General features: G+C 73.1%; 24 protein-coding genes. 12 read left to right on the top strand and 12 right to left on the bottom strand.

Going from position 1 to position 26,681, the window contains the following annotated elements; all coding sequences use genetic code 11:
- The first annotated feature begins 18 nt into the window (after positions 1-18).
- Positions 19-1,080 (top strand): caspase family protein, encoded by a 1,062-nt coding sequence (locus ACZ6ZP_RS36740; protein ID WP_351171655.1) that lies wholly within the window; start codon positions 19-21, stop codon positions 1,078-1,080.
- Positions 1,067-2,509: a hypothetical protein gene (locus ACZ6ZP_RS36745; protein WP_383825316.1), complete on the top strand. Its 1,443-nt coding sequence runs from the start codon at positions 1,067-1,069 to the stop codon at positions 2,507-2,509. Before ACZ6ZP_RS36740 ends, ACZ6ZP_RS36745 begins: the two co-directional genes overlap by 14 nt.
- Before the next feature lie 341 nt (positions 2,510-2,850).
- On the opposite strand, the gene ACZ6ZP_RS36750 is transcribed toward ACZ6ZP_RS36745, so the two are convergent.
- The 4 genes from ACZ6ZP_RS36750 to ACZ6ZP_RS36765 all read right to left on the bottom strand — a co-directional run bounded on the left by ACZ6ZP_RS36750 (position 2,851) and on the right by ACZ6ZP_RS36765 (position 8,270).
- Entirely contained in the window at positions 2,851-3,597 is a 747-nt protein-coding gene (locus ACZ6ZP_RS36750) for an AfsR/SARP family transcriptional regulator (protein WP_351171650.1), read from the bottom strand.
- Positions 3,598-3,764: 167 nt separating this feature from the next.
- The gene (locus tag ACZ6ZP_RS36755) at positions 3,765-6,596 is read right to left on the bottom strand and encodes a helix-turn-helix transcriptional regulator (protein WP_361473087.1); all 2,832 of its coding nucleotides are present in this window, start codon (positions 6,594-6,596) and stop codon (positions 3,765-3,767) included.
- Positions 6,597-6,751: 155 nt separating this feature from the next.
- Positions 6,752-6,961: a hypothetical protein gene (locus ACZ6ZP_RS36760; protein WP_469410156.1), complete on the bottom strand. Its 210-nt coding sequence runs from the start codon at positions 6,959-6,961 to the stop codon at positions 6,752-6,754.
- A 211-nt stretch (positions 6,962-7,172) separates the two neighbouring features.
- Positions 7,173-8,270 (bottom strand): NADH:flavin oxidoreductase/NADH oxidase, encoded by a 1,098-nt coding sequence (locus tag ACZ6ZP_RS36765; RefSeq protein WP_351171641.1) that lies wholly within the window; start codon positions 8,268-8,270, stop codon positions 7,173-7,175.
- A gap of 155 nt (positions 8,271-8,425) precedes the next feature.
- On the opposite strand from ACZ6ZP_RS36765, the gene ACZ6ZP_RS36770 reads away from it, so the two are divergent.
- The gene (locus tag ACZ6ZP_RS36770; RefSeq protein ID WP_351171638.1) at positions 8,426-8,791 is read left to right on the top strand and encodes an ArsR/SmtB family transcription factor; all 366 of its coding nucleotides are present in this window, start codon (positions 8,426-8,428) and stop codon (positions 8,789-8,791) included.
- 57 nt (positions 8,792-8,848) lie between these two features.
- On the opposite strand, the gene ACZ6ZP_RS36775 is transcribed toward ACZ6ZP_RS36770, so the two are convergent.
- Positions 8,849-10,201, bottom strand: coding sequence for an FAD-dependent oxidoreductase (locus ACZ6ZP_RS36775; RefSeq protein WP_469410160.1), 1,353 nt, complete (start codon positions 10,199-10,201; stop codon positions 8,849-8,851).
- A gap of 175 nt (positions 10,202-10,376) precedes the next feature.
- Here ACZ6ZP_RS36775 and ACZ6ZP_RS36780 point away from each other — a divergent pair, with 175 nt between their 5' ends.
- On the top strand, positions 10,377-10,850 hold the full coding sequence (locus tag ACZ6ZP_RS36780) for a DUF6214 family protein (RefSeq protein ID WP_454429311.1): 474 nt from the start codon (positions 10,377-10,379) through the stop codon (positions 10,848-10,850).
- A gap of 19 nt (positions 10,851-10,869) precedes the next feature.
- Here ACZ6ZP_RS36780 and ACZ6ZP_RS36785 read toward each other — a convergent pair whose 3' ends face one another.
- The gene (locus tag ACZ6ZP_RS36785) at positions 10,870-11,799 is read right to left on the bottom strand and encodes a LysR family transcriptional regulator (protein WP_366463478.1); all 930 of its coding nucleotides are present in this window, start codon (positions 11,797-11,799) and stop codon (positions 10,870-10,872) included.
- A 152-nt stretch (positions 11,800-11,951) separates the two neighbouring features.
- On the opposite strand from ACZ6ZP_RS36785, the gene ACZ6ZP_RS36790 reads away from it, so the two are divergent.
- Positions 11,952-13,202 (top strand): MFS transporter, encoded by a 1,251-nt coding sequence (locus tag ACZ6ZP_RS36790; RefSeq protein ID WP_469410162.1) that lies wholly within the window; start codon positions 11,952-11,954, stop codon positions 13,200-13,202.
- Positions 13,203-13,304: 102 nt separating this feature from the next.
- Here ACZ6ZP_RS36790 and ACZ6ZP_RS36795 read toward each other — a convergent pair whose 3' ends face one another.
- The gene (locus ACZ6ZP_RS36795; RefSeq protein ID WP_383825299.1) at positions 13,305-13,958 is read right to left on the bottom strand and encodes a DUF305 domain-containing protein; all 654 of its coding nucleotides are present in this window, start codon (positions 13,956-13,958) and stop codon (positions 13,305-13,307) included.
- 177 nt (positions 13,959-14,135) lie between these two features.
- Here ACZ6ZP_RS36795 and ACZ6ZP_RS36800 point away from each other — a divergent pair, with 177 nt between their 5' ends.
- Complete coding sequence (locus ACZ6ZP_RS36800; RefSeq protein ID WP_468618225.1) at positions 14,136-15,638, top strand: LVIVD repeat-containing protein; 1,503 nt, start codon at positions 14,136-14,138, stop codon at positions 15,636-15,638.
- On the opposite strand, the gene ACZ6ZP_RS36805 is transcribed toward ACZ6ZP_RS36800, so the two are convergent.
- A complete protein-coding gene (locus ACZ6ZP_RS36805) occupies positions 15,626-16,324 on the bottom strand; it encodes a TetR/AcrR family transcriptional regulator (protein WP_351171618.1) in 699 nt (232 codons plus the stop codon). The genes ACZ6ZP_RS36800 and ACZ6ZP_RS36805 overlap by 13 nt on opposite strands.
- Positions 16,325-16,516: 192 nt before the next feature.
- Between ACZ6ZP_RS36805 and ACZ6ZP_RS36810 the strand changes: the two genes are divergently transcribed.
- Entirely contained in the window at positions 16,517-16,762 is a 246-nt protein-coding gene (locus tag ACZ6ZP_RS36810) for a DUF2630 family protein (RefSeq protein WP_351171615.1), read from the top strand.
- Between the two features lie 153 nt (positions 16,763-16,915).
- Here ACZ6ZP_RS36810 and ACZ6ZP_RS36815 read toward each other — a convergent pair whose 3' ends face one another.
- The 3 genes from ACZ6ZP_RS36815 to ACZ6ZP_RS36825 form a co-directional block, all read right to left on the bottom strand.
- Positions 16,916-17,614 (bottom strand): phosphatase PAP2 family protein, encoded by a 699-nt coding sequence (locus ACZ6ZP_RS36815; RefSeq protein ID WP_361473110.1) that lies wholly within the window; start codon positions 17,612-17,614, stop codon positions 16,916-16,918.
- A 95-nt stretch (positions 17,615-17,709) separates the two neighbouring features.
- Complete coding sequence (locus ACZ6ZP_RS36820; RefSeq protein WP_351171609.1) at positions 17,710-18,645, bottom strand: M56 family metallopeptidase; 936 nt, start codon at positions 18,643-18,645, stop codon at positions 17,710-17,712.
- A gap of 164 nt (positions 18,646-18,809) precedes the next feature.
- Complete coding sequence (locus ACZ6ZP_RS36825) at positions 18,810-19,382, bottom strand: DUF5134 domain-containing protein (protein ID WP_469410163.1); 573 nt, start codon at positions 19,380-19,382, stop codon at positions 18,810-18,812.
- A 144-nt stretch (positions 19,383-19,526) separates the two neighbouring features.
- On the opposite strand from ACZ6ZP_RS36825, the gene ACZ6ZP_RS36830 reads away from it, so the two are divergent.
- Both ACZ6ZP_RS36830 and ACZ6ZP_RS36835 read left to right on the top strand, forming a co-directional pair.
- Positions 19,527-21,203, top strand: a complete 1,677-nt coding sequence (locus tag ACZ6ZP_RS36830; RefSeq protein WP_469410164.1) for an FUSC family protein — start codon at positions 19,527-19,529, stop codon at positions 21,201-21,203.
- 37 nt (positions 21,204-21,240) lie between these two features.
- The gene (locus ACZ6ZP_RS36835) at positions 21,241-21,918 is read left to right on the top strand and encodes a MarR family winged helix-turn-helix transcriptional regulator (protein WP_469410165.1); all 678 of its coding nucleotides are present in this window, start codon (positions 21,241-21,243) and stop codon (positions 21,916-21,918) included.
- A gap of 51 nt (positions 21,919-21,969) precedes the next feature.
- Here the strand turns inward: ACZ6ZP_RS36835 and ACZ6ZP_RS36840 are convergent, their stop codons facing one another.
- Positions 21,970-22,749, bottom strand: coding sequence for a FadR/GntR family transcriptional regulator (locus ACZ6ZP_RS36840; protein WP_469410166.1), 780 nt, complete (start codon positions 22,747-22,749; stop codon positions 21,970-21,972).
- A gap of 159 nt (positions 22,750-22,908) precedes the next feature.
- On the opposite strand from ACZ6ZP_RS36840, the gene ACZ6ZP_RS36845 reads away from it, so the two are divergent.
- From ACZ6ZP_RS36845 to ACZ6ZP_RS36855, 3 genes are all read left to right on the top strand, one after another.
- On the top strand, positions 22,909-24,216 hold the full coding sequence (locus ACZ6ZP_RS36845) for a M20 family metallopeptidase (protein ID WP_469410167.1): 1,308 nt from the start codon (positions 22,909-22,911) through the stop codon (positions 24,214-24,216).
- Complete coding sequence (locus ACZ6ZP_RS36850) at positions 24,213-25,676, top strand: aldehyde dehydrogenase family protein (RefSeq protein ID WP_469410168.1); 1,464 nt, start codon at positions 24,213-24,215, stop codon at positions 25,674-25,676. Before ACZ6ZP_RS36845 ends, ACZ6ZP_RS36850 begins: the two co-directional genes overlap by 4 nt.
- Positions 25,677-25,854: 178 nt before the next feature.
- Positions 25,855-26,649: an SDR family NAD(P)-dependent oxidoreductase gene (locus ACZ6ZP_RS36855; RefSeq protein ID WP_351171588.1), complete on the top strand. Its 795-nt coding sequence runs from the start codon at positions 25,855-25,857 to the stop codon at positions 26,647-26,649.
- Positions 26,650-26,681 lie beyond the last annotated feature (32 nt).

Below are 26,681 nucleotides of genomic sequence, written 5' to 3' on the forward strand. Positions count from 1 at the left end.
CGAACAAGGGGGAGTCCGATGAACGACCTGCACTACGCCGTGGTCGTCGGCATCAACCGCTACCCGGCCATCGGTGACCTGCAGGGGGCGCGGGGTGATGCGGTCCGGTTCCGCGACTGGCTCGTCGACCCCGACGGAGGCGACGTGCCGAAGGACAACGTCGTCCTGGTCACCGCCTCCGAGGAGGAAGAGCTCACCGCGGACTTCATGAGCGCCGTACCGACCCGAGAGATCGTCAACCGGGCGCTCTACGAACTGCACCTCGCGGTCACGCGGGCGATCGACGCCCTGCCCGGCGAGGAACAGCTGGCCGCGTGGCGGCGGACCCGCCTGTACATCTTCCTCGCGGGGCACGGCATCGGTCTCTCCGACAACAGCGCCGGGCTGCTGATGGCCAACGCCGCGATCGACCTGCTCGGCAACCACGTCGCCGTACGCTCCTACCTGGACTGGTACGAGTCGGCCGCGAAGTTCCGCGAGGTCGTCTGCTTCGCCGACTGCTGCCGCACCGGCTACCGCGGATCGCCGCCCTTCGGGCCTCCCTTCACCGGAACCACCGAGGATCCCGAGGCGGTCGACTGCTTCGTCGGGTTCGCCACCTCGCTCGGTGACCCCGCCTACGAAGAGCAGCACGCCGACCCCGACCGCGCGCGCGGGCACTTCACCACCGCGCTCCTGGACGGACTGCGCGGCGGCGCCACCCGCAACGGGGCGATCACCTCCGACAGCCTCAGCGACTACGTCGTACGGCATGTGGAGGACCGCACCCAGACCATGCTGGTCCCGCAGCAGCCCCGGTTCATCAAGGGCAGCGCCCCGATGATCTTCGCGGGAGAGCTCGCGCCGCAGACGTACCCCGTCACACTGCGCTTCCCGGACGGCTTCCGCGGCTGGGTGCAGCTGCGCGGCGGCGACCCCGGCCAGGCGCCCGTGAGACTGCACGTCGACTCGGCGGAGAGCGTCGAGAAGCTCACGCCCGGTCTGTACCGCGCCACGCCGGAGAGCGTGAGCGCGGCGGACTTCCGCCACGGCGGATTCTTCGAGGTCATGACAGGAGGTGGCAACGGTGTCCAGCTCTGAAACCCCTGAGGGGCGCGGGCGCGCACGGCAGGACGCGGTGGACCGGGTGCCGTTCGTCGTCATACCGGACACGCCGTCGGTCCTGGTCACCGTCACGGACTCAGCGTTCCGCGAGGTGGCGCACGCGATGGGCACCATCGACACCACGCTGCCGCCGGGCATCTACCGCATCGAGCAGCGCTTCGGCGGCGCGGTGGAGAGCCGGTTCGTCGAGGTCGGCACGGAGGCGTTCGCCGAGCGGCTCGCGCTGCCCGCCATGCCCACGCCCACCCCGGTCGAAGGCACCCCCACGACCCGCGAGGACCACCGTGCGGCGGCCATGCGCTGGAGCACCGAGGCGACGCACGGCGGGGGCCCGCCGACGCTGATGGTCCTGGTCCGCAATCTGCGCCGGGGCTGGCAACTGGACCCCTTCGCCCTGGAGATCGCCGACGAGCGCGGCAGGCCCGTGGACGGCGGCGCCGGGGGCTGGGAGCCGGCCGGTGGACAGGAGTGGTCGGCCTGGAGCGGTGAACTGCCGCCCGGCGGCTACCGGTTGAGGCCGCGCAGGCGTCCCGCCGACGGGCTGTCCCTGGCGCAGGCGCTGCACGTGCTCGACGGGTGGACGACCCTGGTGTTCGTGAGCAACGGCCCGCAGGGGCCGCAGCCGCAGTTCGCCTCGATCCAGATGGTGCCCCGGGGCATCGGCTGGCAGCCGGCGGACCGCACCCTGGACCTGGCCCTGGAGGCCGCGCTCTCGGGGCTGCGGCAGGGGATCGACCTGGTGTCGACGCGGCAACTGCTCGGCCTGCTGGACGCGGAGAGCGTCAACCCCTTCCTCGGGATCGTCGGGGCCCACGCGCTGCTGCTGCACCCGACCCCCGACCTGGGGCGGATCGGCAGCCTCCTGGAGCGCCTGGTCCACTACGCCCCCGTCCAGCCGGACATCGCCGCGCTGTGCACCCTGCTCGACGAGCCGGTGCCGACGGTCGCGACACCGCCCATGCTCGCCGCCTCCTGCCGGCTGCTGGTGCGGGCCGACGCGGCGGACCCGGGGGTCCTCCAGGACGGTTCGGTGGCCGAGAACGTGGCGGAACACCTGGTGGGGCGCGGGGTCTGGACGACCTGGCTGGAGCAGGAACCCCGGCAGGCCGTCGCGGCGCGCGGCGGACTCGTCCCGCCGGCGCGGGGGGACGCCGGCCGGGCCAGGCGATCGCGGGCCGCCGATCCGGTGGGCCGGGTCCAGCGCTATGTGCGGGAAGTCGCGAGCGTCGAGGACAGGAGCGTGGGCGACGTGCTGAGCAGCATGGCGCCGAAGGACCTCTCCCGCAGGACCGGCATGCCGCACAAGGCCGTCGACAAGGCCATCGAGGAGCTCAGGCGCACGGAAGCAGACCCGCGGGGCCCGCAAGACCGGCAGGGCCCGCAACGGAAGCCGCAAGGCGAATGAGGCCCGCACGGCGGCACGGAGAGGAAGAGGGAGCCGGGCGGCCCACAGGGGGAGTGAGGCCGCGACGGCCGGGAGGCACTGCCTCCGGCCGCCGCGGCTCCCGACGGCTCCGTCGCCACGCACGGCACCCCCGTGTCCGTGCGTGGCGGAGCGTCGGTGGCCTGCCGGCCGCGTCCCCCAACACGGCCGGCAGGGGTGGGTGGGGCGACCTGCGGCCCGTGCACCCCCGAGCGTGCACGGACAGCCAGGCCGGCGGTGACGTGGTGGCGCGTCACCCGTTCTCGTGGAACCCGCGCTGCGGTTCCGCTCCCCATGGCTGCCCCGTCTCCCCGTCGTGTCCGTCAGGTCAGCGCGTGGCGCACCATCGTGCGGAACTGCTCCGAGGGTTCGATGCCGAGCTCCGTGCGGAGCAGCCCGCGGAACGCCTTGAAGTGGCGTACCGCCTCCGCGAGGTTGTTCTCGGCGAGGTGCACCGTCACGACCGCCCGGTGCGCGCTCTCGCGCAGCGGATCGATGCGGGTGCACTCCAGGGCGGCCTCCAGGGCGGGGGCGTACTGCTCCCGCACGACCAGGCGCGCGGACAGGGCCTCCAGCGCGTGCAGCCGCAGCTGGTGCAGCCGTTCGCGCTCGAACACCACCCAGTCCTGGTGCCAGCCGGGCAGCAGTTCCCCCATGCCCATCAGCGAGGCGCACGCGGCCCCGGTCCCCTCTGCCGAGGCCGCGAGTATGTGGTGTGCCGTGGCGGTGAAGTCCTCGATGTCCATCCGGACGCGCCGGCTGAGCGCGAGCACCCCCGGCCGGGGGTCGGCGACGGCCGAACCGGCCGCGTTCAGGCGCCAGATGGCGGTACGGAGGCAGGCGCGCGCACGCTCCTCGGTGACGTCGGGCCACAGTGTCCCGGCGAGCACCGAACGGGTCAGGGGGCCCCGGAGCCCGAGCAGGGCGAGCAGCTGCTGCCCGCTGGCGGACACGTCGACCTGCTCGCCGCCGTCGCCCTCGCCGCGGCTGAGGTGAAATCCCCCCAGCAGCCGCAGACGCAGGGCCGGTGGCGCGTCGCCGCATACCGCCGGACATTCCGTGACAGCCATGTGTGCACCCCCAGTTGTGCATTCCGTGCCCTGACCAGCCAAGAACCTACGCCGGGCAGGGGCAGGGGTGCCTCAGGGAACCGCCCAGGGATAACCCCGGTGTCTCAGGGTCTTGGCCAGGGGACGGGCTAGGACAACGGACCAGGAGGACGGACCAGGAGGACGGACTAGGAGGAGGTGCGCCGCTCCTGCGGGGCGAAGTGGTGCACGAGTCCGATCCGCGAGGAGATGCCGAGCTTCGTATAGGTGTGTCCCAGGTGGTACTCGATGGTCTTGACGCTCAGCGCGAGCGCGGTGGCGATCTGCCGGTTGGTGAAGCCCTGCGAGGCAAGGCGCGCGACGGCCAGCTCCTGCGGGGTGAGCCCCTCGGCGGCGGAGTCGACGTCCGCCGGGTCGTGCGCGGGCCGCGGGGGCGCCGCACGCCCGCAGGCGTCCAGCTCCCGTTCGCACCGGGCCAGGTAGGGCGCGGCGCCCAGTTCGCTCATCGTCGTGTACGCGGCCTGGAGCTGGGTCACGGCGACCGAACGGCGCCCGATCCTGCGCAGGAACGCCCCGTGGTCGAGCTCGACGCGGGCGCGGCCGAAGGGCGAGGGGATCTGCGCCGCCTGGTCGTGCGCGCGCAGGAACGAGGCCTGGGCGCGGTCGGTCTCCCGCCGCGCGGCGTGCAGATTGCCGCGCACCCGGGCCGCGGCGGAGAGCGCCGAGTGCTGGCCGCGCGCCGACGCCCGCTCCTCGTAGGGCACGAGCACCGCTTCCGCCTCGTCGAACTCGCCGAGCTGGATGAGCGCGTCGACCAGGAGTTCGCGCCAGGAGACCACGCCCGGTTCGTTCACGCCGTCGTGCGAGGCGAAGTCGAGCAGCGGGCGCAGCGCATCGACGACCCGCTCCGGCTCCGCGCGCGCCTCGGCGAAGGCCCCGTGGGCGGAGGCCGCGTACGCGTAGGCCAGCGCGCTCTCGTCGCAGCCCGGCGCGTCCAGGGCGAGCCGCAGATGGACCGACGCGCGGTCCCAGGCGCCGCGGGCCGAGAGGATCCAGCTGGCGATGGCGTGCGTGACGGGCTTGAGCCAGGACTGCTCGGTGTCGTCGGCGATGGACGCGGACGCCTCGGCGTGGATCAGGGCCTCGTCCCAGTCGCCGAGCCGGTGCAGGGTCTGCGCGAGCGCGGAGGCCGAGAGCAGCCGCAACGGCACCGTCCCCCTGCGGCAGTTGGCCACGGCCCCGAGCAAGTCGGCGCGTGCGCCCAGTAGATCGTCCGACCACAGCCGCAACTGGCCCCGGGCCAGCAGCAGGTCGATGCTCGCTGGCGGCACGAGGAGCGGATCGGGCAGGTCGCCGGCCAGCTCGATGCCCTTCTTGGCGTGGCCGCTGAGGCCCAGCGCCAGGAGGTGGTTGAAGCGCAGCATCCGGCTGGGCCCCTGGAGGGTGGAGAGGCGCTGGGCGCGCTCCGCCCACTGGGCGGCGTCGGCGGAGCGCCCCCGCATCACGGCGGCGTAGCTCAGCTGCTCGGCCGCCCGCGCGGCCAGCGAGGGGTCGCTCTCGTGGTCGCACTGGTTCCAGGCGTCGACGAGCAGCGTCTGCGCCTGCTCCATGCGCCCTTGGACGCGGGCCACATAGCCGCGTACGTAGCCGCGCAGCGCCGGATCGGCGCAGGCCGGAAGTCCGGCCGCCAGCTCGGCCGACTCGTGCACCCGGCCGTCGAGCAGCAGCGCCTCGACCGCCTCGACGGCCAGCCGGTCGCGTTCCAGGTCGGTGGTCGCCACCCGTGACGCGTGCCGCAGGTGCTGGCCCGCGACCGCCCACTGTCCGGTGGCCGCCTCACGCCGGGCGCACGCGGCCAGGGCGGCGGCCAGATGCTCGTCGGGGCCGGTGGCGGCGAGCACGCGGTGGCGCAGGCTCGCGTACTCGTCGTCGACCAGGGCCGCGGCGCGCGTGTGCAGGTCGGCCCGGTGGGCGGGGCCGATGTCCTGGTAGACCGCGGCGTGGACGAGGGGATGCGGGAAGGTGATCTCGGGTGCGGCGCCCGGGTGCGTCTCCTTCAACAGGCCTGCCTTGACGGCGCGTTCGAGCGCGGGCAGGGGTGCGGTGACGCGGGCGAGCGAGGCGGCCACGCCGAGCGGGCAGGAGTGCCCGAGCACGCTGACCGCCTGGACGAGGCGCAGCGCCTGGGGCCCGCACTCCGCGAGGTTGGCGAGCACCAGCATGGCGTACGAACGGGGCGCGGGCAGGGGTGTGGCGACGTCCCGCAGGACGTGCGCGGGCACCTGGTCGAGCAGTGCGCGGGCGTGCAGCGGATTGCCGTGCGTGTGGTCGTGCAGGCGGACGGACGCCGAGTGCGGCAGCCGGTCGGTGCCCATCTGCGCGCTCAGGGAGCCCAGTTCGTCCGGGCTGAGGCCGTGCAGCGGGATGCGCCGGGTGCGGACGTCGGCGAGCAGTCGGCGGATGCCGTCCGGCAGCTGGGGCGCCTGCGGGTCGCGGGCCGTCACGATCGCGAGGACCTTGTCGACGCGCAGCCGCCGCAGCGCGAACGTCAGCGCGTTCAGGGAAGCGGAGTCGGCCCAGTGGGCGTCGTCGAGCACCAGGACGACCGGGCCCTTGTCCTGAAGCTCGCTCAGTAGGTCGAGCAGCCCGAAGCCGGCCGCGAGCGGCGGCAGGGTGCCGGGCGCCGAGCGGGGCGTGCGCACCAGTGAGCCCAGGCAGTCCGGCAGCGGGATCGGGCTCTGCCCGACGAACTGGGCGAGCACCCCGCAGGGCAGCGCGCTCTCGTTCTCGTCCCCGCTGGCCTGGAGCACACAGGCGTCGCCCGCCGTGTCGAGGAATCTGCGCACCAGTGCGGTCTTGCCGATGCCGCCGGGCCCGTCGATCAGCACGAGGCGCGGCACTCCGTCGCACGCCTGGCGGAACTCCTCCTGGAGCGCCGCGAGTTCGTGCGTACGACCGGAGAACGCCTCATGGGGCGCCGGTGCGTGGGCATGGCCGTTCAGGATGTCGCCGGACGTCATCACCGCCCCCACATGTCGGCACCCGGTACGGGCGCCAGGACTGTGACGGCGACCCGTGCCGGGCGCATGGCCCTGAACGTCCACGATGATGCCGAAACCGGTCTCGGTACAAGCAGATTCCCCGTCCCCGGAGAGCTGTTTGCCGTCCCATGGGATCAGGTGTCACAGGAGTCGCCATCCGTCGCGGAGGCCGGCCCTCCGGTCTCGCCGGACGCGGCGTCCGGGGGCGGTTCGAGCAACGAGAGCAGTTCGAGCCAGCCGTGGAACGGCGTGCAGCGACCTGAGCCCTCCTTCTCGATGTCCTCATCCACCACGTTCCCGTGCACGCCCCCAGGCGAGCGGAACACCTCGATGACGTAGCGCACAACGCCCTCCCGAGGGCCGGTACGGGCCCCGAACCGTGACACATCGCGACAACGCCACGGTACGAACCCTGGTCGGCCCCTCGCTTCGGGGTGTCACCTAGGGATGACCCCAGGGCCCCACCCTTGGCCAAGGCTGCGCCGCCCCGAACGTCCCCTGGAGGAAAGCTGGTTGAGGGTGCGCCGACCAGGCCGAAGTGGCGCGGAGCGGGGCTCACACCATGCGGTGGTACTGCTGGGGAGTGGCGACCTCTCCGCCCAGCTCGTTCGCGGCGTGGCGGGCCCAGGAGGGGTTGCGCAGGAGCTCGCGGCCCAGGAGCACGGCGTCCGCCTCGCCGTTGGCGAGGATCTTCTCCGCCTGCTCGGGGTCCGTGATCATGCCGACGGCGGCCACGGGGAGCGAGGTCTCGGCCTTCACCCGGGCGGCGAAGGGGACTTGGTAGCCGGGGCCCGTCTTGATGCGTGCCTTCGGGGCGTTGCCGCCGCTGGAGACGTCCAGGAGGTCCACTCCGTGGGCGTGCAGCTCCTTGGCCAGGCGGACCGTGTCGTCGGCGGTCCAGCCCTCGCGCTCGTCCTCGGGGTTCTCCGTGAGCCAGTCGGTCGCGGAGATGCGGAAGAAGAGGGGCAGGTCCTCGGGCCAGACGGCGCGGACGGCGTCGACGACTTCGAGGGCGAGCCGCGAGCGGTTCGCGAAGGAGCCGCCGTACTCGTCCGTGCGGTGGTTGGAGAACGGCGAGAGGAACTCGCCGATGAGGTAGCCGTGGGCGCCGTGGATCTCGACCACCTGGAAGCCGGCGTCCAGGGCGCGCCGGGCCGCGGCGGCGAACTGGCCGACGACGGCGTGGATCTCGTCCGTGGTGAGCTCGTGCGGAAGGAGGTGGCCCTCGTCGAAGGGGAGCGCGCTGGGGGCGAGGGGCTGCCAGCCGTGCTCGTCCTGGCCCAGGGGTCCGCCGCCCTTCCAGGGGCGGTCGGTGGACGCCTTGCGGCCCGCGTGGGCGATCTGGATGCCCGGGGTGGCGCCCTGGGTCTTCAGGAAGCCGGTGATGCGGCGCAGCGCCTCGACCTGCGTGTCGTTCCATATCCCGAGGTCCGCGGGGCTGATGCGGCCCTCGGGGCTGACGGCCGTCGCCTCGACGAGGATCAGGCCGGTGCCGCCGGCGGCGCGCGCCCCGTAGTGGGCGAAGTGCCAGTCGTTGACCACACCCGCGTTCGGACCGAACACCTCGGCGGAGTACTGGCACATCGGCGCCATCCACACACGGTTGGGGATGGTCAGCGATCGCAGGGTGTAGGGCTCGAACAGGGCGCTCACGGAGGACTCCACTCGTCACGGACTCGTCACGGACTTCGGTACGGCTCGTACGGTAGCCCTCGTAGTACGCCAGATGTCAAACTACGATGACTCTCGTACTATGGAGGCCTTCGAGCCTTCTAGAAGACGTGAAGCCCGGACGAAGTGGAGCCGTCATGACGACCGCCGCACCGATCAGCACCCGTGCGCTCGACCATCCGGCGCGCGAGGAGATCCGGTTGGAGGGCGTGCTCCACGCGCTGTCGGACCCGATGCGCCTGCGGGTGGTGCGGCAGCTGGCCGGGTGTCGGCCCGGGCTAGAGGGTCTCTCCTGTTCGCAGATCGACCTGCCCGTGACGAAGTCCACGAGCACTCACCACTTCCGGGTGCTGCGCGAGAGCGGCGTGATCCAGCAGATCTACCGCGGCACGGCCAAGCTGAACGGCTTGCGCCGCGAGGACCTGGACGAGCTCTTTCCCGGGCTCCTCGACAGCGTCCTGGCGGCGGCAACAGCGCAAGTGAAGCGGACGGGCGCCCCTTAAGGGGCGCGGGTTAAGGGGCGCGGGGAACGGCGCGATCAGCCCCCACCGGTCCGCGGATCAATCACCGCTCACGTCAAGCGCGGCGGCCCGCAGCCCCGACCAGTCGGGGATCTTCACCGGCCCACGTCCCAGCGACCGCCCCAGCTCCGCCTCCGCCCGCTCGATCCCCAGCCAGCCCTGCCACTCGACGGGGTGCAGCCCCGCGTCGAGAAGCGCGGGCAGGGAGTCCTCGGGCACACCTCTGCGTACGAGGGCGGGGGCGTCCTCCAGCAGGGAGAGCACCGTCTCCTTGGCGCACGGGCGGTTGGTCCCGATGACACCCGTCGGGCCCCGCTTGATCCAGCCCGCCACGTACTCGCCGGGCGAGGCGGCGCCCGCCCGCAGCACCCGCCCCGCCGCATGGGGCACCGTGCCGAGCCCGGCGTCGAACGGCAGCCCGTCGATGGGCACCCCGCGGTAGCCCACCGAACGCAGGACCAGCTGCCCCGTGATGTCCTCGTACCGCCCCGAACCGGTCACCCCGCCCCGCCCGTCCGGCAGCGTCCGCTCGAACCGCACCCCGCCCACCCGCCCCGCCGCCTCCGTCACGGCCACCGGGCGCAGGAAGAAACGGAGCCGGATGCTGCGCGGCAGGTGCCGCGCCGGGCGCTCGGCCCAGCCGCGCATCACCTCGACGTTGCGGCGGCCCGCCGCGGGCAGGCCGGAGGGGTCGGCGTACGCGGGATCGAGCGCCAACTCCGCGGGATTCACGATCACTTCGGTGTCCGGGAGCGAACCGAGCTCGCGCAGTTCCTTGGTGGTGAAGCGCGCCTGCGACGGGCCGCGCCGCCCCACCATGTGGACCTCGCGCACCCGGCTCTGGGCAAGGACGCCGAGCGCGGCCTGCGGCATGTCGGTGGGCCGCAGCTCGGCCACCCCGCGCGCCAGCATCCGGGCGACGTCCACCGCGACGTTCCCGACGCCGATGACCACGGCGGACTCCACGCCCCCGATGAATCCGTCGGCCGTGGCGTCCGGGTGCGCGCTGTACCAGGACACGAACTCCGTGGCCGAGTGGCTCCCCGGCAGGTCCTCGCCCGGCACGCCCAGCCTGCGGTCGGCCGCCGCGCCCACGCAGTAGACCACCGCGTGGTAGAGGTCGAGCAGCCGCGCGGTGGGGAAGCCGCCGGGGCCGATCTCGATGCCGCCCAGGAAGCGGACCTGGTCGTGTTCGAGGACCGCGCGCAGGTTGTTCTGGAGGGACTTGATCTTCTCGTGGTCGGGTGCGACTCCGTAACGGACGAGGCCGTAGGGGCAGGGCAGCCGGTCGATGATGTCGACGCGCACCCCCGGCACGCGGTCCTGCTGGACGAGGGACTGCGCGGTGTAGACCCCGCTCGGGCCCGATCCGACGACGGCGACCTGCAGCACGGCGGCGCTCCTTCCGCGAGGCGGCCTCGGGGGATGGCTTCAGCATCGCACCCCGGTGCCTCCAGGGGGAGATGCGGTGAGGGGCGCGTTGATCCGGGCACCCCGCTCCGGGGCCGGTCGCCGCGCGGGTCTGCGTGCCGTTCGTGACCTAATGCGATCGCACGGCTACCTTTTGATTGTGCTTGAGAGCCCCTTTCTTGGCGTTTCTGATCACTATCGACCGAATGCTGATGGATCGCCCTCGTTCTCACCCTCGTTCCATGTACGGCTGACCTTCGGTGACGGAGCCGCCATCGACGCGCGGGCCGTGGTGTCGGAAGGGCGGATCACCCTGGAGGGGCTGCACGCCCGGCCGCCCCATCCGGCCGACGACGTCCCCGCCTCGCCCGACGACATGGCGTACGCCCACCCGGTGGCGTACGCGCACCCGCAGGAGCCGCCCGCCGTGCACCGCGCCCGGCCGGCGTGGCCGCGCGGGCGCGAGGGGCGGCTGATGGTGGCGCGGGAGTACCGCACGGCGCAGGCCGAGGGGCGCGATCCGGTGCTCGCCGTGATGCAGGCGACCGGCCGCAGCCGCCGCAGGTCCCTCAGGCTCATCGCCGCCGCACGGGACGCGGGGACCCTGCCCCCGCGGCACAACCGCCGCTAGCGCGCGCCCGGTGCGCTGATCACCGCGCCCCTCGCGGTGTCCACGTACCGGCTTCGCGGGGGCCGGGACGCAGGGCGGCGAGGTGGTCGCGCAGGGCGGTGAGCGCGGGGTGCGGGTTGTCGCCGCGCCAGATCAGCGAGTGCGGGTAGACCGGCGTCGGGTCGTGCACCGCGACGCGCCGCAGATCGTCGTCGGCCGGCCAGACCAGGCGGGTCTGCTCGCCGACGAACGTCGCGAGGACCGCGGAGCCGGCGATCGTGTCCAGGAGCGGCTCGGTGCCGAAGTCGGGCCCGGTCGCCTCGATGGTGATCCCGAACGTGGTGGCGAGCGCCTCGTAGTAGGCGGCCCACTCCGTCCCGGCGACGATGCCGGGCATCCAGATCCGGTGGCCCGCGAGCTGTGCTGGCGTCACCGCGCGGGCGGCGGCGAACGGGTGCTTCGGCCCGGTCAGGAGCTGGACGGGCTCGTCGTACACGCGGGCCGCTTCGATGCCGTCGGGCAGCTGCCGCGCAGGCTGGACGAGGGCGCGGAAGGACGCGTCGACGGTGCCCGACCGGATGGCACCGACGGCCGCGTCGGCGTCGAAGAGCGTCACGACGTCGAGCTCGATGTCGGGACGCGCCCGGCGGAAGCCGGTCAGCAGCCCCGCGGGCGCGAGACGCCGCCCGATCACGTCGACACGCAGCGCCCGGCGGCCGGGCCGCACCGAGGCGGCAGCCCGCTCCTGCGCGCGCAGGAGTTCACGGGCGTGGGGCAGGAACGCCTGCCCGTCGACGGTGAGCCGGGCCCCACGCGCGGTACGGGTGAACAGCCGCACCCCCAGGTCCTTCTCCAGCGCGGCGACCCGCTTGGAGACGGCCTGCTGGGTGATCGCGAGCGCGGTCGCGGCCACCTGGAACTGACCGGCGTCCGCGACGGCGACGAAGGTGCGCACGGCATGAAGATCCACGCCGGCCATCCTAGGAGCTCCGCCCGGTGCACAACCGATGGTTGTGGCCGCCCGCGCGACACGGTTGTTTGACCTGCGGACCCGTCGCCGGTTTGGATGCCGCAGGTCAGGGTGGGGTTGTTCGAGCGCGATGGCGGAGGGGTGGCACCGGCATGGGAGCCAGGAGGTCCCTCGGGCGACCGTTCGGATGGCTGTGGGCCGCCTACACGGTCAGCGCGTTCGGCACGCGGCTCGCCTTCGACGCGTTCCCCTTGATCGCGATCCTCGCCCTGGACGCCGGCCCGACGCAGGTGTCTCTCCTCGCGGCGGCGGGCTTCGCGGTGGGCGCGGTGGTGGCGGTGCCGCTGGGCCCGTGGGTGGAGTTCCGCCGCAAGCGGGCGGTGATGATCGCGATGGACCTCGTCCGCTGCGCGGCGCTGCTCAGCATCCCGGCCGCGTACGCCCTGGGCCTGCTCGGGTTCGGCCAGCTCCTGGCCGTGGCGGTCGTCGTCGGCGCGGCCGACATCGCCTTCACCGCGGCCAGTGGGGCGTGCCTCAAGGCGCTCGTACGGCCGGAGGACCTGCTCGTCGCGAACGGCCGCCTGGAGTCCACGAGTTGGACCGCCCTGGTGCTCGGGCCGCCGTTGGGCGGGGCCGCGATCGGGCTCTTCGGCCCGGTGGTGACCGTGGTGGCCGACGCGGTCAGCTATCTGCTCTCGGCCCTGGGGGTCCGCGCGATCGGCGGCAAGGAGCCGCACCCCGTGCGCACCGACCCGCCGCCCCGGTTCCGGGCGGGCGATCTGCTCGACGGGTGGCGCTACATCTTGGCGGGCCTGGCGCTGCGCCCGCTGTTCTTCAACACGGTCCTGAACAACGGCCTGATCATGGCCACGTCGCCGCTGCTCGTCGTCCTGATGGTCGGCGAGCTCGGCTTCGCGCCCTGGCAGTACGGCCTGGCCTTCGCCGCGCCCTGCGTCGGCGGCCTGATCGGCTCGCGGCTCGCCCGGCCGCTCGTCGAGCGGTTCGGACGGCACCGGGTGCTGCGCACCGCCGGGACGCTGCGGGCGTGCTGGCTGCTGGGCCTCGCCTTCATCGGCCCCGGCGTCGCCGGGCTCGTGCTCGTCATCGTCGTCGAGTTCGGCCTGATCACCTGCTCGGGCGTGTTCAACCCGGTGTTCGCCACCTACCGGCTCGACCACACACCGGCGGACCGCGTCGCGCGCACCCTGTCCGCGTGGTCGGTCACCAGCAAGCTCAGCATCGCGGCCCTGACCGGCCTGTGGGGCCTGCTGGCCGGCGTCACCGGCCCGCGCACCGCGGTCGGGATCGCCGGAATCCTCATCCTGGCCACCCCGCTGCTGCTGCCGCGCCGCGACCACGCGCCGCACGACGAGCGGGACGCCGCCGCGCCGAGCCACACCTGACGCCCGGCACCCGAAGCCCCGCGTCCGAAGCCCCGCATCCGAAGCCCTGCATTCGAAGTCCTGCATTCGAAGTCCCGCATTCGAAGCCACGCACCCGGCGCCCTACATCTTGCGCATCCGGCTGATCTCCGCCGTCTGCTGCGCGATCACGTCGTTGGCCATCTCCTCGACCTGGATGTTGTTGCCGTCGGAGAGCGCATCGGTGGCCATCGTCACCGCGCCGTTGTGGTGAGTGATCATCAGCTTCAGGAAGAGCTCGTCGAACGTCTTGCCCTTCGCGGCGCGCAACTGCTTCAGCTGGCCCTCCGTGGCCATGCCCGGCATCGTCCCGTGGTCGTGACCCTGCTGCTTCTTCGCGCCGCCGTGCTTCTTCAGCCAGCCCTTCATGGCGCCGATCTCCGGGCGCTGCGCGGCCGCGATGCGGTCGGCCAGGCGTTTGACCTTCGTGGACTCGGCGCGCTTGGGGGCGAGTTCGGTCATCGTCAGGGCCTGGCCGTGGTGCGTGATCATCATCTGGGTGTAGGTGAAGTCCGCCGAGTTGGGGGAGTCGTCGTCGGTTCTCTTCTTGGCCGCGTCCTCGGCGGACATGGTCGCGGCCGTCTCGCCCGGTTTGCCGGGAGCGATCACCGAGGGGCCTGGCGCGGCCTTCTTGCCCGGCTCCGAACCGGCGTCGGAGCCTCCGGAATCGCAGGCGCCGAGCGCCAGAACGGCGGCCGTGAGGAACACGGCGACGGCGGGCGTACGACGGTGGTGCACGGCTGCCTCCTGTGGCGCGCGGGGGAGTTGAGGACCGTCCTAGCACGCTTAAGTGCGCTGGAGATCAAAAACTTTCATTACAGGTGCGTTGCCATCTGTTGATCTGAGCATGATGAGCACGATACTGCGGGGTGTCCGTGAACCGTTCAACTACGAACGGCGACTAGGGAGGACGCAGTGACCCTGTTGAACAACCCCCGAACACGGCGCAGACGCTTCGGCGTCGGCGCGGCCGCGCTCGGTCTGATAGCCGCGCTGTTCAGTGCGGCGCCCGCCGGAGCGACGCCCGACCCGGGCGACTCGCCGGCCGCGCCCAAGAGTGTGTCGAAGAGTGACGCCGCCGACGCGAAGGCGGCCGTCAAGAGCGGCGAGATACCCGCGCCCGACGAGATCGTGCACTCGAAGAACATCAAGCACCTGGCCAACATCCCCAAGGACGCGCTGCCGGGCTTCAACACCGACCTCGCCTTCCAGGGCAAGTACGCCTTCGCGGGCAACTACGACGGCTTCCGCATCTACGACATCAGCAACCCGAAGAAGCCGCGGACCGTGTCCCAGGTCCTGTGCCCCGGCTCGCAGAACGACATCTCGGTCTCCGGGAACCTGCTCTTCCTCTCCACCGACTCCTCGCGCAGCGACAACTCCTGCAACAGCACCTCGCAGCCCGCGACCGAGAAGTCCTCGTGGGAGGGCATGAAGGTCTTCGACATCAGCGACAAGTCGAACCCGAAGTACGTCTCCGCCGTCGAGACCGCCTGCGGCTCGCACACGCACACCCTGGTGCCGGAGAAGCGGAACGTCTACGTGTACGTCTCCTCGTACTCCCCGAGCGCGACGTTCCCGGACTGCCGGCCTCCGCACGACGGCATCTCCGTCATCAAGGTGCCGCGCAAGGCCCCGCAGAAGGCGGCGGTCGTCAACTTCCCCGTGCTGTTCCCGGGTGAGGGCCCCGACGGCGGCGGCAACCCGGGCGGGCCCACCAACCCCGGCGTCTCCAAGACCACCGGCTGCCACGACATCACCGTGCTGCCCTCCAAGGACCTCGCGGCGGGCGCCTGCATGGGCGACGGCATCCTGTTCTCCATCAAGGACCCGGAGAAGCCGAAGGTCATCGACCAGGTCCAGGACAACAAGAACTTCGCGTTCTGGCACTCGGCGACCTTCAACCAGAAGGCCAACAAGATCGTCTTCACTGATGAGTTGGGCGGCGGTGGCGGCGCCACCTGCGACGAGGCCACGGGCCCGGAGCGCGGTGCCAACGGCATCTACGACGTCGTCGGCAAGGGCGATCACCGCAAGCTCGTCTTCAAGAGCTACTACAAGATTCCGCGCCACCAGGCCGCGACCGAGAACTGCGTGGCCCACAACGGCTCGCTGATCCCGGTCAAGGGCAAGGACCTGATGGTCCAGGCGTGGTACCAGGGCGGCGTCTCCGTCTGGGACTTCACCGACTCCTCGAAGCCGAAGGAGATCGGCTACTTCGAGCGCGGTCCCCTCTCCACGGACACGATCCAGACCGGTGGCTCCTGGTCGGCGTACTACTACAACGGTTACGTCTACTCGAACGACATCGCCAAGGGCTTCGACGTCCTGAAGATCGACGACAAGCGGACGGATCCCGCCGAGCGGGTGCGTGTCCGTGAGCTCAACGTCCAGACCCAGCCTGACTACTTCGACTGACCGGACCGCTCCGACCGTGTGGACCGCCGGGCGGGCCGCGTCTCCTGCGCGGCCCGCCCGGCGACTCGCGCATGTGTCCCGCCGGGCGGCTCGTCCCCCGGCGGGACCCCGAGCTCCCACGCGAGCCCGTACCGCTGGAACAGCTCGGCCCGCAGGGCGCCCGCCGGCATCGGCGCCCCAGGAAGCAGCACAGCGAAGACCGCGCCCATCAGCAGCGCCCGCAGCAGTGGATAGTCGGTGTCCACGTCGGGCGACCCATGGCGTACGACGGTGTCGCGGAGCAGTTCGGCCAGGTGCTGCTGCTCGGGGCAGCGCACGAACCCGTCCGCCTGGAGGATTCCGGCCATGTGGGTGCGCATGAGCACGGGCTGGTCCCGGGCCAGGCCCAGGATCGCGTCGATGGCACGCGCCAGGAGCTCGTCCCCGTCCGTGGCCCGCGGCTCGCGGTCGAGCGCGGCCTCCAGCGTGCGGTGCATCAGACGGTGCACCGCCGACTGCAGGAGCTGGCGCTTGCCGGGGAAGTAGTACGACACCAGGCCGCGGGCCGAGCCCGCGCGGTCGGCGATGTCGCCGAGTGTCGTCGCCTCGTAGCCCCGCTCGCTCACCAGCTCGACCGTGGCCTGCAGGAGCCGTTCCCTGGAACGTCTTCGCAACTCTTCATTGACCGATGCGCTACGCGGGGACATCCTGTAACTCCTGCGTTGACTGGCTCCGAGCCAGTATACTCGGGACGTCTCGGACCAAGGCCCCCAGTGGGCCGTTCCTGGTCCGGTGTGGCCTGGGGCAGGCAACACCGCGGGGGAGTGTTGCCTGCTCACAGGTGCCGATCGGCCGAACCCTCCTTACAGTGGGCCGGGGGGCCGAGGAGGCGTACTGAGATGGATCAAGAGCAGATTCTGTCCCGGATCGCGTCGATGGTCGACGACGAGCGGACGCTGCGGGACTCCCTGGCGTCGGGAGCGATCGACGAGGCGACGGAGCGCGCGAGGCTCGGCGTGCTCGAACGGGAACTGGACCGGTGCTGGGACCTGCTGCGCCAGCGGCGCGCGAAGGCGGAGTTCGGCGAGAACCCCGACGAGGCGCGGGTGCGCCCGGCCGCCGAGGTCGAGGGCTACCGGTCCTGACCCGGCCCGCCCCCTGGTGCCTGACGCCTGACGCTCAGGTCCGGTCGACGAGGCCGAGGACCGGAGAAGTCGAAGAGCGCGCCCTTGACCGTCATGGCGGGGATCGTCCGGGACCGGCCGACGGACGGTCAAGTGCGTTCGGCCGCGGGCGTGTTACGCGGTGTCGGCCGCGCGGGCGCCCGGCCGGTAGGCGTACGTCGCGATCGCGAGCGTCACCATCAGCGCGCCGAGGAGCCAGCCGCCGACCACGTCCGTCGGCCAGTGCACGCCGTTCCAGACGCGGGTCACGCCGACCCCGACCACGGAGACCACGGCGATCGTCACCGCCGTGCGCCACGCGGCGGGCCCGGCGCCGTAGAGGCGCAGCAGCCACAGGAGCAGCCCGCAGAACACCGTAGCCGTCATGGCGTGGCCCGAGGGGAAGGCCGCGAAGTGCGCGGAGTCCACCGGGTCCGGCCATGTCGGGCGCGGCTTGTCGACTGCCGCCTTGAGCCCTTGCTGCACCGCCGTGCCCACCAGGGAGGCGGCCGCGACCCACAGCGCAAGCCACCGCGCCCCGCGGAAGGCGAGCCAGACCACCGTCGCGGCGCACAGCGCGCGCATCGTCCACGGGTCCCACACCCAGTCGGTCAGGATGCGGCTGGCCTGGGTGAGGCCGTCGTGCGCGACGGCCCAGCGGTGCGTGGCGCGCGCGATGTCGCCGTCGAGGGTGCGCAGCGGGCGCCACTCCAGCTCGACCAGGAGGATCAGCAGGACCGAGAGGACGCCCAGGAGCGCGGCGGTGAGCGCCGCGCGGGACTTGTGCGGGCGGGGCGGACGGGGCGGCGAGTCGAGCGGTGCGGCGGGGTGCATGGGGAGATCCTCGCTGACGGGCGGTGCCGGGGGCCATCCCGGGGCGTGCTCCCGTGGGGTGAGTCCCGGCGGCCTCCGTCGACGGCGGCGGGCCACTATCCCAGTGCGCGCAGCCCCGGCACGAACGTGACCAGGAGCGGGACCACCGGCACCAGCGCCGCGGCGGCGGTCAGCCGCAGCCGCCGTGCCGCGGTGAGCCGCGGCCGTGCGGACAGCAGCCGGTGCACCCGCTGCGGCACGTGCGCCTGCGGGGTCGGGCAGGGGCCGAACACACCGCGGTCCTCGTTGAGCTCGATCAGCGCGAGGGCGATCGTCAGGCGCCCGAAGCGCCGCGATGCCACGTCGTCGGCGGCCAGCTCGACCAGGCGGTGCATCTCGCCCCGGAACGCGGCGAAGACCGGAACCTGCGGGAAGCCGGTGGCCAGCGCGCCCGAGCAGTGCAGGAGCCAGTCGTGCCGCGCCTGTGCGTGCCCCTGCTCGTGGGCGAGCACGGCGTCGAGCTGGCGGCCCTTCAATCGGCGCAACGCGGCGGTGGTGATGACCAGTTGGGGCGCCGTGCCCGGCAGCCACCAGGCGTCGGGGCGCTCGCCCTCCAGGACGACGAGGCGGTCGGCGCCGGGCTCCTCGCCGGGCAACAGCGGCGCGCGCAGCAGGAGTTCGATGCGCCGCTTGCGGCGCCTGGCCCGCGCCCGGACGATCTCCCGGGTCAGCATCGCGGCGGTCCACACGCCGCCCAGGGCCAGCGCCACGGCGGTCGCGGGCGCCCAGGAGCCGCCCGCCCCGAGGGCGTACGCCTCGACCACGTCGTGCGGCGCGGGGGCGAAGACATGGCCGCGCACGGCCTGCCACGCGGCTGCGGCGCTCAGGGTCATCGACAGGGCGCAGCACATGAGCACACCCGCCACGACGCACTGCCACGCCCACAGCGCGACCACCGGTTCGCGCTCCGGCCAGTCGGCGCGCGCCAGGAGGCGCGGGGCGACGACGGCGGTGAGGGCGCCCAGCAGCAACAGCGCAACGGGGAGCAACATGTGTCAAGACTATGAGGGTGGCGCTCCCGGAGGGTATGGACTATCGCCGCAAGTGACGCACGACACGGCCGATCGCGGGATATCACCCCTTACGGCCTCGCGGGCTCGGCGGCCTTGGCACTCCTGGCCCCGAGTTCTTCCGCCCGTGCTCGCCCTGGGGCGCTCTACAGCGTCAGGAGCATCGCGATCATGGCGATCCCCATGGAGAGGCGGCACACCATCGCCAGTTCCGTGCGGTCGGCCCACCCCGTGATCGGCCCGCCGCCACCGGCTCCGCCCTCCGCCGCCGTCGCGAGCGTCGGCACGGGCAGCAGGCGCACCCCCGACCAGAGCACGTAGGCGGCGAAGTACAGCAGCAGGGCCCCGGTGAGCGCCGGCGCGCCCCCGCCGCCGTGGCCCGCGTGCGCGGTGGGGGCCGCGGCCATGGCCACCGCCATGTAGACCATGGCGCAGGCGCCGACCAGATGATGCAGGTGGTGGCGGCTGCGTCCGGCCGCCCAGAGCGCGCGCAGCGCCGCCGCGCCGAACACGGCCGCGTACGCCAGCCAGGCCCACCGCGGCGGGGTGAGCACGGCCGCGGGCAGGGCCATCAACGCCATCCCGAACCCCATGAGCGCCTCGCCGCCGGCCGCCCTGCGCTGTTCCTCGATCCTGCTGCGCATCCGCAGCAGACAGTAGGACCCGGTCGCCGCGCACAGCGCGACGAGCAGCCAGCCGGCCTGCGCCGGTCCGTGCACCGCACACCTCCCCGATCGACGGTGTCGTCGGGTCGATGCCCTCGCACAGGACGTCGTATGCGAGCGCACGGGTGTACGCGGGGAGCGCGGAGGGAGCGGACGAGTAAATCGTTTTCGAGTAAAACACTTGCTAAGCTTCTTGGTATGAGCAGTGCACCACCCCCCTCGCCCCGCCCGTCCGGCCCCTCCCGTGTCCGCCGACTCCCGCTCGCCGGTGTGCTGCGTCCGGGCAAGCCGTCCGACATCTGGTTCAAGCCCGCGTCGAGCGTGGTCGTCGCCTCCGCGATACCGAATCTGACGCTCCTCGCGCTCGGCCGCCTCGACCTCGTCATGTACACGATGGCCGGTTCGTTCTGCGCCCTCTACACCCACAACCTCCCCTACGCCGCGCGCGCCCGCGCCCTGGCCGGAGTCGTCGTCGGCATGCTGGCCGGCGTCGGCATCGCCATGGTCGCCGCCTCGCTCACCACATCGGCGGCGGTGCTCGTGGCCGTCGGGGCGCTGCTCGCCGCCGCGCAGAAGACGCTCTGCGACGCGACCCGCATCGGCCCGCCCGGCCACCTCATCTTCACGTTCATCAGCTCCGCCACGCTGTTCGCGCCGCAGGCCATCGGGCAGGTCCCCGGCCACCTCGCCCTGACGCTCGGCGCGGGCGCCATCGCCTGGCTGGTCGGCATGGCCCCCGCCCTGGTGCGCCCGCACGGCCCCGAGCGCCGGGCCACCGCGCGGGCCCTGAACGCGGCGGCGGCGTACGCCGAGGCCGCGGGCCCCGGCCGCGAGCGCGCCAGGACCGCGGCGGCCGCGGCCGTCCACGCCGCCTGGCAGTCCCTGCTCGCCACCGGCGCCCGCACGGCGGCGCGCCGCGCCCTGGAGCGCCTGGTGATCCGCGCGGAGGAGGCCCTGGCGGCGCCCTCGGATGCCGACCCCGCCCAACTGCGCACCTGGGCGGCAGGCCTGCGGGGCACCGGCGCGGTTCCCCGCCCCGGCGACGTACGACCCGAAGCGGGCGACGAACTGCTCGGCGTGGAAGCCGAGTTGGCATCCCGCTCCGCGAAGGCCCCCCTGTGGCGGCGCCTCGGCCCCGGGTCACCGCTGCTGCCCATCGCGCTGCGCACGGCCCTCGGCTGCGCGCTCGCGGGCTACGCCTCGCTGGCACTCGGCGTCGGCCGCCCCTACTGGGCCCTGGTCACGGCGGCCTCGCTCTACCAGGCCAACGTCACGCTCACCTGGAACAGGGGTGTGCAGCGCGTGGTCGGCAACCTCGTCGGCGTGCTCGCCTTCGCCGCGATCGTCCCGCTGGCCCACCTCAGCCAGGCCGCACTGATCGTCTGCTGCCTGGCGCTCGCCTTCGGGGCGGAGGCACTGATCGGCCGCAACTACTGGATGGGCAGCGTGTGCGTCACGCCGATGGCGCTCCTGGTCACCGAGTTCGCGCGGTTCCAGCAGCCCGGAGCGCTGATCATCGACCGGGTCGTGGACACGTTCGTGGGGGCCCTGCTCGGCATCGTCGCGGCGATCGCCGTCACCAACCGTCGCGCCGCCGACCACATCGAACTGGCCATCGACGCCACCGACCGCGCCCGCGCACACGCCGAACAGGCCCTGGCGGCCCCGCTCGTCACCCCAGCCGCCCTGCGCCCGGCGCGTCGCGGCCTGACCGCCGCCCTCGTCGAGCTGCGCACCGCCCATGACGCGGCGGCGGGCGAATGGTGGCAGCGTGCCCTGCCCGAGCAGCGGGTGATGGCAGCCGAGCAGGCCGGACACCGTACGCTCGCGGCGACGGTACGCGGCATGCGGCACGGTGAGCGCGTACGGGTGTGACCGGCCGGGCGACGCGGAAGGGCGAGGACAGGGGCGCATGAGGAACGGGAACGAACGGGACACGGCGGCGGACGCCGTGGACCGTGCGGGAGACGGCGCCGTGGGCGGCGCCGCGAGTGGTGCCACGCGTACGGCCGGGGGTGGTGCCGGGGATGGTGCCGCCACCGGCGCGGCGGGTGCGCCGGGCAGTGCTCAGGGCGTGCCCCGCGACACCGTCGCCGCCGTCGTGCGGCAGTGGCAGGCGGTGCGGCCGGACATCGACACCGGCCCGATGGAGGTCATCGGCCGCATCAACCGCTGCGCGGCCCTCCTGCAACAGGCCGAGGACGCCCCGCTGCGCCGCGTCGGCCTGACCCGCCCGGAGTTCGACCTTTTGGGTGCCCTGCGCCGCACCGGTCACGAACTGACCCCCAGCGAACTGGCGCGCGAGACCTTCTCCTCGGGGGCCGCCGTCACCAAGCGCCTCAAGCAGCTCCAGGAGCGCGACCTGGTCGACCGGCGCGCCGACACCCGGGACCGCCGCGTCTCGCACGTGAGCCTGACCGGCACGGGTCGCGATCTGGTCGACTCGCTCCTGCCCGACCAGCTGGCCTACGAGACCGTGGTCCTCGCGGGGCTCGACGCGGACGGTCAGGGGCAACTCAGCGGTCTGCTGGGTGAGTTGCTCAGCCAGCTGGAGGGGCGGCTCGGGCTCTCGCCGGGATTCAGGGGCTGAGGCGGGGTTCGGGGGCTGGGCTCGGGGTCGCGGGGCTGAGCCGAGACGCCGTCAGTGGTCCTCGACGGACGCCGCGAGCAACTCCCGCGTCTCGGGCTCCACATGCTCCGCGTAGTACTCGTGCAGCGCCGTGCGCCCCAGGCGCGCGGCCAGCGGCCCGTCGCCCGCGGTGATCGCCGCCAGGACCTCGCGGTGGTGGGCTATGGAGCGCTTCATCCAGGCCGTGGTGTCCGTGACGCCAGCGATCTTCTTCTCGATGACCTCGACCACGGCCTCGTGCACGGCGCGTGCGCACAGGCCGAGCAGAGAATTGCCGCTCGCCTCGGCGATCGCGCGGTGGAAGAGCGCGTCCGCCTCGCTGAACGCGTGCAGGGACGACGCCGGGCCGCCGCCGCTGAGGGATTCCATGCGGGTGATCTGCTCGCGCATCCGGGCGAGGTCGTCCTCGCCGTGCAGGCGGGCCGCGAGGCGGTTGCTCTCGGCGTCCAACACCATCCGGAACTGCACCAGTTCGCCCAGGGTGGCCACGCTGGAGCGGGTGAGGCGGCCCAGGGCCTGGCTGAGGTTGTCGGGCGACACGCCGAGCACCTCGGCGCCCAGCGGGTCGCCCGGCCGGGAGCGGATCAGGCCCGCCGACTGCAGGACGCGCAGCGCCTCGCGGACCGTGGAGCGGCCCACGCCGAAGCGGTTGACCAGCTCGCGCTCGGCGGGCAGCCGGGAGCCGGGCGGCAGATCACCGCTGAGGATGCGCTCCTCGATCTGCTCCGCCACCCGCTGATAGGCGCGGACCGGTGTGACCGGCCGGAACAGGTCGGCGTCGTCGGCGGCCATCGGCCCCGCCCCCTCCACGGTACGTAGCTGATACGCGGTACCGGCGCGGGAAATCCAAGATCTGGTGGTTGACCCGGCCGTGAACGTGGAGGCAGAGTACGGGAACTCAACTGGTCTGACCAGTCGACTGGCCTCGCGGTCGGCCGACTTGGAGGTTCCATGCACACCAGCTCAGGGCACACCAGCTCAGGGCACACCAGCTCATGGCACACCGGCCCACGGCACCCCGGCTCACCGCGCACCGGCTCAAGCGCGCCCGTCGAGGTCACGGCCGCCGACGCTGCCGCCGTCGTCGCCTTCACCCAGGATCTGGTCCGGCTGCGTACCGTCAACGCGGCCGGAGCCACCGAGGTCGAGCGGCCCGCGGCCGAACTCGTCGCCCGGCTCTTCACTGAGTTCGGCTGGACGTACGACGTGGTGGAGGTCGCGCCCGGCCGGCCCAACACCGTCGCCGTCATCGAGGGCGGGGGAGGTGACGGTCCGACCCTGATGTTCGAGGGGCACATCGACGTCGTCACGGAGGGAGATCCGGGGGACTGGAGCGTCGACCCCTACGGCGCCGAGATCCGCGACGGCAAGCTCTGGGGCCGCGGCTCCGCCGACATGAAGTCGGGCGTCGCCGCGATGATCTACGCGGTGCGGGCCCTACAGCTCGCCGGCCCCTTCCCGGGCCGCGTCGTCCTCGGCGTGCTGTGCGACGAGGAAGGGCTGATGCTCGGCGCGAAGGCGTTCGCGGCCACCTCACTCGCACGGGAGGTGGACGGAGTCATCGTCTGCGAGCCCGAGGGGTACGAGGTGTGCACCTCCGCCCGTGGCGGCATCCGCCTCCGGCTCGACCTCGACGGGGTGATGGCCCATGGCGCCATGCCGCAGGAGGCCAAGAGCCCGATCGTCGCTGGGGCGCGCGTCGTCGAGGCGCTCGGCCGCGCGCAGGACTGGGCCCAGAAGCGGTACGGCACCCACCCGCACGCCGGAAGCGTGACGGTCACGCCGACCGTCCTGCTCGGCGGCGACCCGGACCAGCTCAACGTCATCCCCGCCCACGGGGTCGTCGGCATCGACGTACGCACGATCCCCGGGACCGATCACGCGGAACTCATCGAACAGGTGCGGCAGTTCGCGGTCGAGGCGGCCGGGAGCGTGGGGGTGGGCGTCGCGCTCACCGTCGTCGACGACCGGCCCGCCATCGAGATCGCCGACGACCACCCCGTGGTCACCGCCCTCGTCGACGGACACCGCCAAGTGCACGGCGCCGCACCGCCGTTCGGGGCCGTGCCCGGAACCACCGACGGCACCATCCTCACCCGCGACGCCGGTCTGCCGACCGTGGTCTACGGACCCGGCGGGAAGTGGATCGCGCACCAGAAGGACGAGTTCGTCGAGGTGCGCGAGATCGTCGAGTACACGCGGGTGTACGCCGCCGCGGCGCGCTCCTTCCTGGACGGCGCCGCCGGAGGTGCGCGATGACAGGGCCCACGATCCTTCCCGGGACGTGTCCCGAAGGGCTGCCCGTCGGGGACGGCTGGGTGAGCGCGCCGGGCAGCCGGCCCGTCCACTTTCCTTACGACGGGACGGAGTTCGCCGCGGCGCCGGTCGGCGACCAGGAGCTCGCGGAGCGGGCCGTCGAACATGCAGCGGCGGTGCGGGTGCGCGTCGGCAGGCTGACCGCGGGCGTGCGGCGGCAAGTGCTCGCCGGGGTCGCGGACGCGCTGGCCGAGGCGGAGACGGATCTCGTGGAGCTCCTCGTCCTGGAGACCGGCAAGCCGCGGATCGACTGCGGGGTCGAGATGCGGCGGGCCGTGGCCACCTGGCAGGCCGCCGCGGACGAGGTGGCCCATCTGCACGGGGAGACCGTGCCGCTGGACCTCCAGCCATCCGGGGAGGGCCTCTTCGGCTTCTGGACGCGCAAGCCCGTCGGCGTCGTGGTCGGCATCGCGGGCTTCAACTACCCGGTCCTCCTGGCCTCCCACAAGATCGCGCCGGCGCTCGCCGCGGGCTGCCCGGTGATCGTCAAGCCCGCCCCGGCGACACCGCTGGCCACCCTGCGCCTCGTCCACCTCGTACGGGAGCAGCTGGTGGCGGCGGGTGCGCCCGCCGGAGCGGTGCAGCTCGTCACCGGGGACGCGGAGGTCGGCCGTACGCTCACCACGCATCCGGAGGTCGCGGCGGTCTCCTTCACCGGCTCGGCGGCCGTCGGCCACCGCATCGCGCGGGACGCGGCGCCCCGCAAGGTGGTCCTCGAACTCGGCTCCAACGCGGCGCTCGTCGTGGCCGCGGACGCCGATCTCGACGCGGCGGCCGACGCGGTGGTGCGCGGCGGGTTCTACGCGTCGGGCCAGGCCTGCATCTCCGTACAGCGGGTCGTCGTCGTGGACGCGGTGGCGGGGGAGTTCGAGAAGCGGCTCGCGGACCGGCTGCCGGACGTGGTGGTCGGCGACCCCCGCAACCCCGAGACCCGTGTCTCGGCGCTCATCGACGAGACGGCGACGGAGCGGGTGCTCGACTGGGTGGAGCGGGCGCGGGCCGCGGGCGCGCGCCTCGTGGCCGGGGGAGTCCGCGACGGGGGCGGCCGGTGCGTCGCCCCGACCCTGCTCGCGGAGGTCCCCGACGGTGAACCGGCCTGGGACGAGGAGATCTTCGGCCCGGTCGTCTGCCTGCGCACGGTGCCGGACCTGGACGCGGCGTACGACCTGGTCAACGCGAGCCGCTACGGCCTGCACGCGGCCGTCTACACCCGCGGCCTGCGGGCCGCCCTGGAGGCCGTGGACCGCCTGGAGGTCGGCGGCGTCGTGGTGAACGAAGTCCCCGGCTACCGCAGCGACATCGCCCCCTACGGAGGCGTCAAGGACTCGGGCATCGGACGCGAGGGCCCCAGGTTCGCCATCGAGGAGATGACGGTGACCCGGATGGTGGTCGTCAGGCCCTAGGCCCGGACCGGAGACGGCGAGCACCCGGGACCGGGGCCATGGCGCAAGGCTCTTCCACCCCGCCCCTCTGCCGGGTGGAGCCGCCCCGTCCCGCCCGGCGCCCCGGCCCCGGCGCGAGCCCTCCGGCAGACACGCAGCACACCCGACCCCGAGCCCCGGCAAGAGAGGCAACACCCCCATGGACTACGGCAATCTGTTCCGGCTCGACGGCCGCCGCGTGGCGGTCGTGGGCGGCGCGAGCGGCATCGGCCGCGAGGCCGCCCGCGCGCTGGCCGCCCAGGGCGCGCACGTCATCGTCGCCGACCGGGACACGGAGGGGGCCGCGCGGACGGCGGCGCTCGCCGTGGGGGAGGGGACGGGCCAGGGCGTCGGCACCGCCGTCCCGCACCCCCTGGACGTCCTCGACGCCGACGCCGTCCGCGCCGCCGTCGCCGCGTGGGAGCCGCTCGACGGGCTCGTCGTGACCGTCGGGGCCAACGTGCGCAAGCGCATCGCCGACTACGGCCTCGACGAGTTCGACCGTGTCATCGCGCTGAACCTGCGCTCCTACCTCACGCTCATCCAGGCCGTCGCCCCCGGCATGGCCGAGCGCGGCCGGGGCAGCGTGGTCGGGTTCGCCTCCATGCGCGCCTTCCAGGTGGAGCCGGGGCAGGGGCCCTACGCCGCGTCGAAGGCGGGCCTTGTCCAGCTGCTGCGGACGGCGGCGGCAGAATGGGGGCCGCAGGGCGTGCGGTTCAACGCGGTCGCGCCCGGCGTCGTCCGTACTCCGCTCACCGATCAGATCGCCGCCGACCCCGCATGGTTCGATGCCTACGCCCAGGCCTCCGCGCTCAAGCGGTGGGCCCGCGCCGACGAACTCGCCGGCGCCGTCGCCTATCTGGTGTCGGACGCCTCCACCTTCGTCACCGGCACCGTGCTGAGCGTCGACGGCGGCTGGACCGCGGTGGACGGCCGTTACGACCCCTCTGTGTGACCCCCCTGTGGGACCGCCCCCCGCATGCCCCC

It is taken from the genome of Streptomyces sp. NPDC054047, assembly GCF_055585065.1.

What these genes read in the sequence shown, in the direction of transcription:
- ACZ6ZP_RS36740 (WP_351171655.1), top strand. Translation starts at nt 19, where the DNA reads ATGAACGACCTGCACTACGCCGTGGTCGTCGGCATCAACCGCTACCCG.
- ACZ6ZP_RS36750 (WP_351171650.1), bottom strand. Translation starts at nt 3,597, where the DNA reads ATGGCTGTCACGGAATGTCCGGCGGTATGCGGCGACGCGCCACCGGCC.
- ACZ6ZP_RS36755 (WP_361473087.1), bottom strand. Translation starts at nt 6,596, where the DNA reads ATGACGTCCGGCGACATCCTGAACGGCCATGCCCACGCACCGGCGCCC.
- ACZ6ZP_RS36770 (WP_351171638.1), top strand. Translation starts at nt 8,426, where the DNA reads ATGACGACCGCCGCACCGATCAGCACCCGTGCGCTCGACCATCCGGCG.
- ACZ6ZP_RS36790 (WP_469410162.1), top strand. Translation starts at nt 11,952, where the DNA reads ATGGGAGCCAGGAGGTCCCTCGGGCGACCGTTCGGATGGCTGTGGGCC.
- ACZ6ZP_RS36805 (WP_351171618.1), bottom strand. Translation starts at nt 16,324, where the DNA reads ATGTCCCCGCGTAGCGCATCGGTCAATGAAGAGTTGCGAAGACGTTCC.
- ACZ6ZP_RS36810 (WP_351171615.1), top strand. Translation starts at nt 16,517, where the DNA reads ATGGATCAAGAGCAGATTCTGTCCCGGATCGCGTCGATGGTCGACGAC.
- ACZ6ZP_RS36815 (WP_361473110.1), bottom strand. Translation starts at nt 17,614, where the DNA reads ATGCACCCCGCCGCACCGCTCGACTCGCCGCCCCGTCCGCCCCGCCCG.
- ACZ6ZP_RS36820 (WP_351171609.1), bottom strand. Translation starts at nt 18,645, where the DNA reads ATGTTGCTCCCCGTTGCGCTGTTGCTGCTGGGCGCCCTCACCGCCGTC.
- ACZ6ZP_RS36830 (WP_469410164.1), top strand. Translation starts at nt 19,527, where the DNA reads ATGAGCAGTGCACCACCCCCCTCGCCCCGCCCGTCCGGCCCCTCCCGT.
- ACZ6ZP_RS36835 (WP_469410165.1), top strand. Translation starts at nt 21,241, where the DNA reads ATGAGGAACGGGAACGAACGGGACACGGCGGCGGACGCCGTGGACCGT.
- ACZ6ZP_RS36840 (WP_469410166.1), bottom strand. Translation starts at nt 22,749, where the DNA reads ATGGCCGCCGACGACGCCGACCTGTTCCGGCCGGTCACACCGGTCCGC.
- ACZ6ZP_RS36845 (WP_469410167.1), top strand. Translation starts at nt 22,909, where the DNA reads ATGCACACCAGCTCAGGGCACACCAGCTCAGGGCACACCAGCTCATGG.
- ACZ6ZP_RS36850 (WP_469410168.1), top strand. Translation starts at nt 24,213, where the DNA reads ATGACAGGGCCCACGATCCTTCCCGGGACGTGTCCCGAAGGGCTGCCC.
- ACZ6ZP_RS36855 (WP_351171588.1), top strand. Translation starts at nt 25,855, where the DNA reads ATGGACTACGGCAATCTGTTCCGGCTCGACGGCCGCCGCGTGGCGGTC.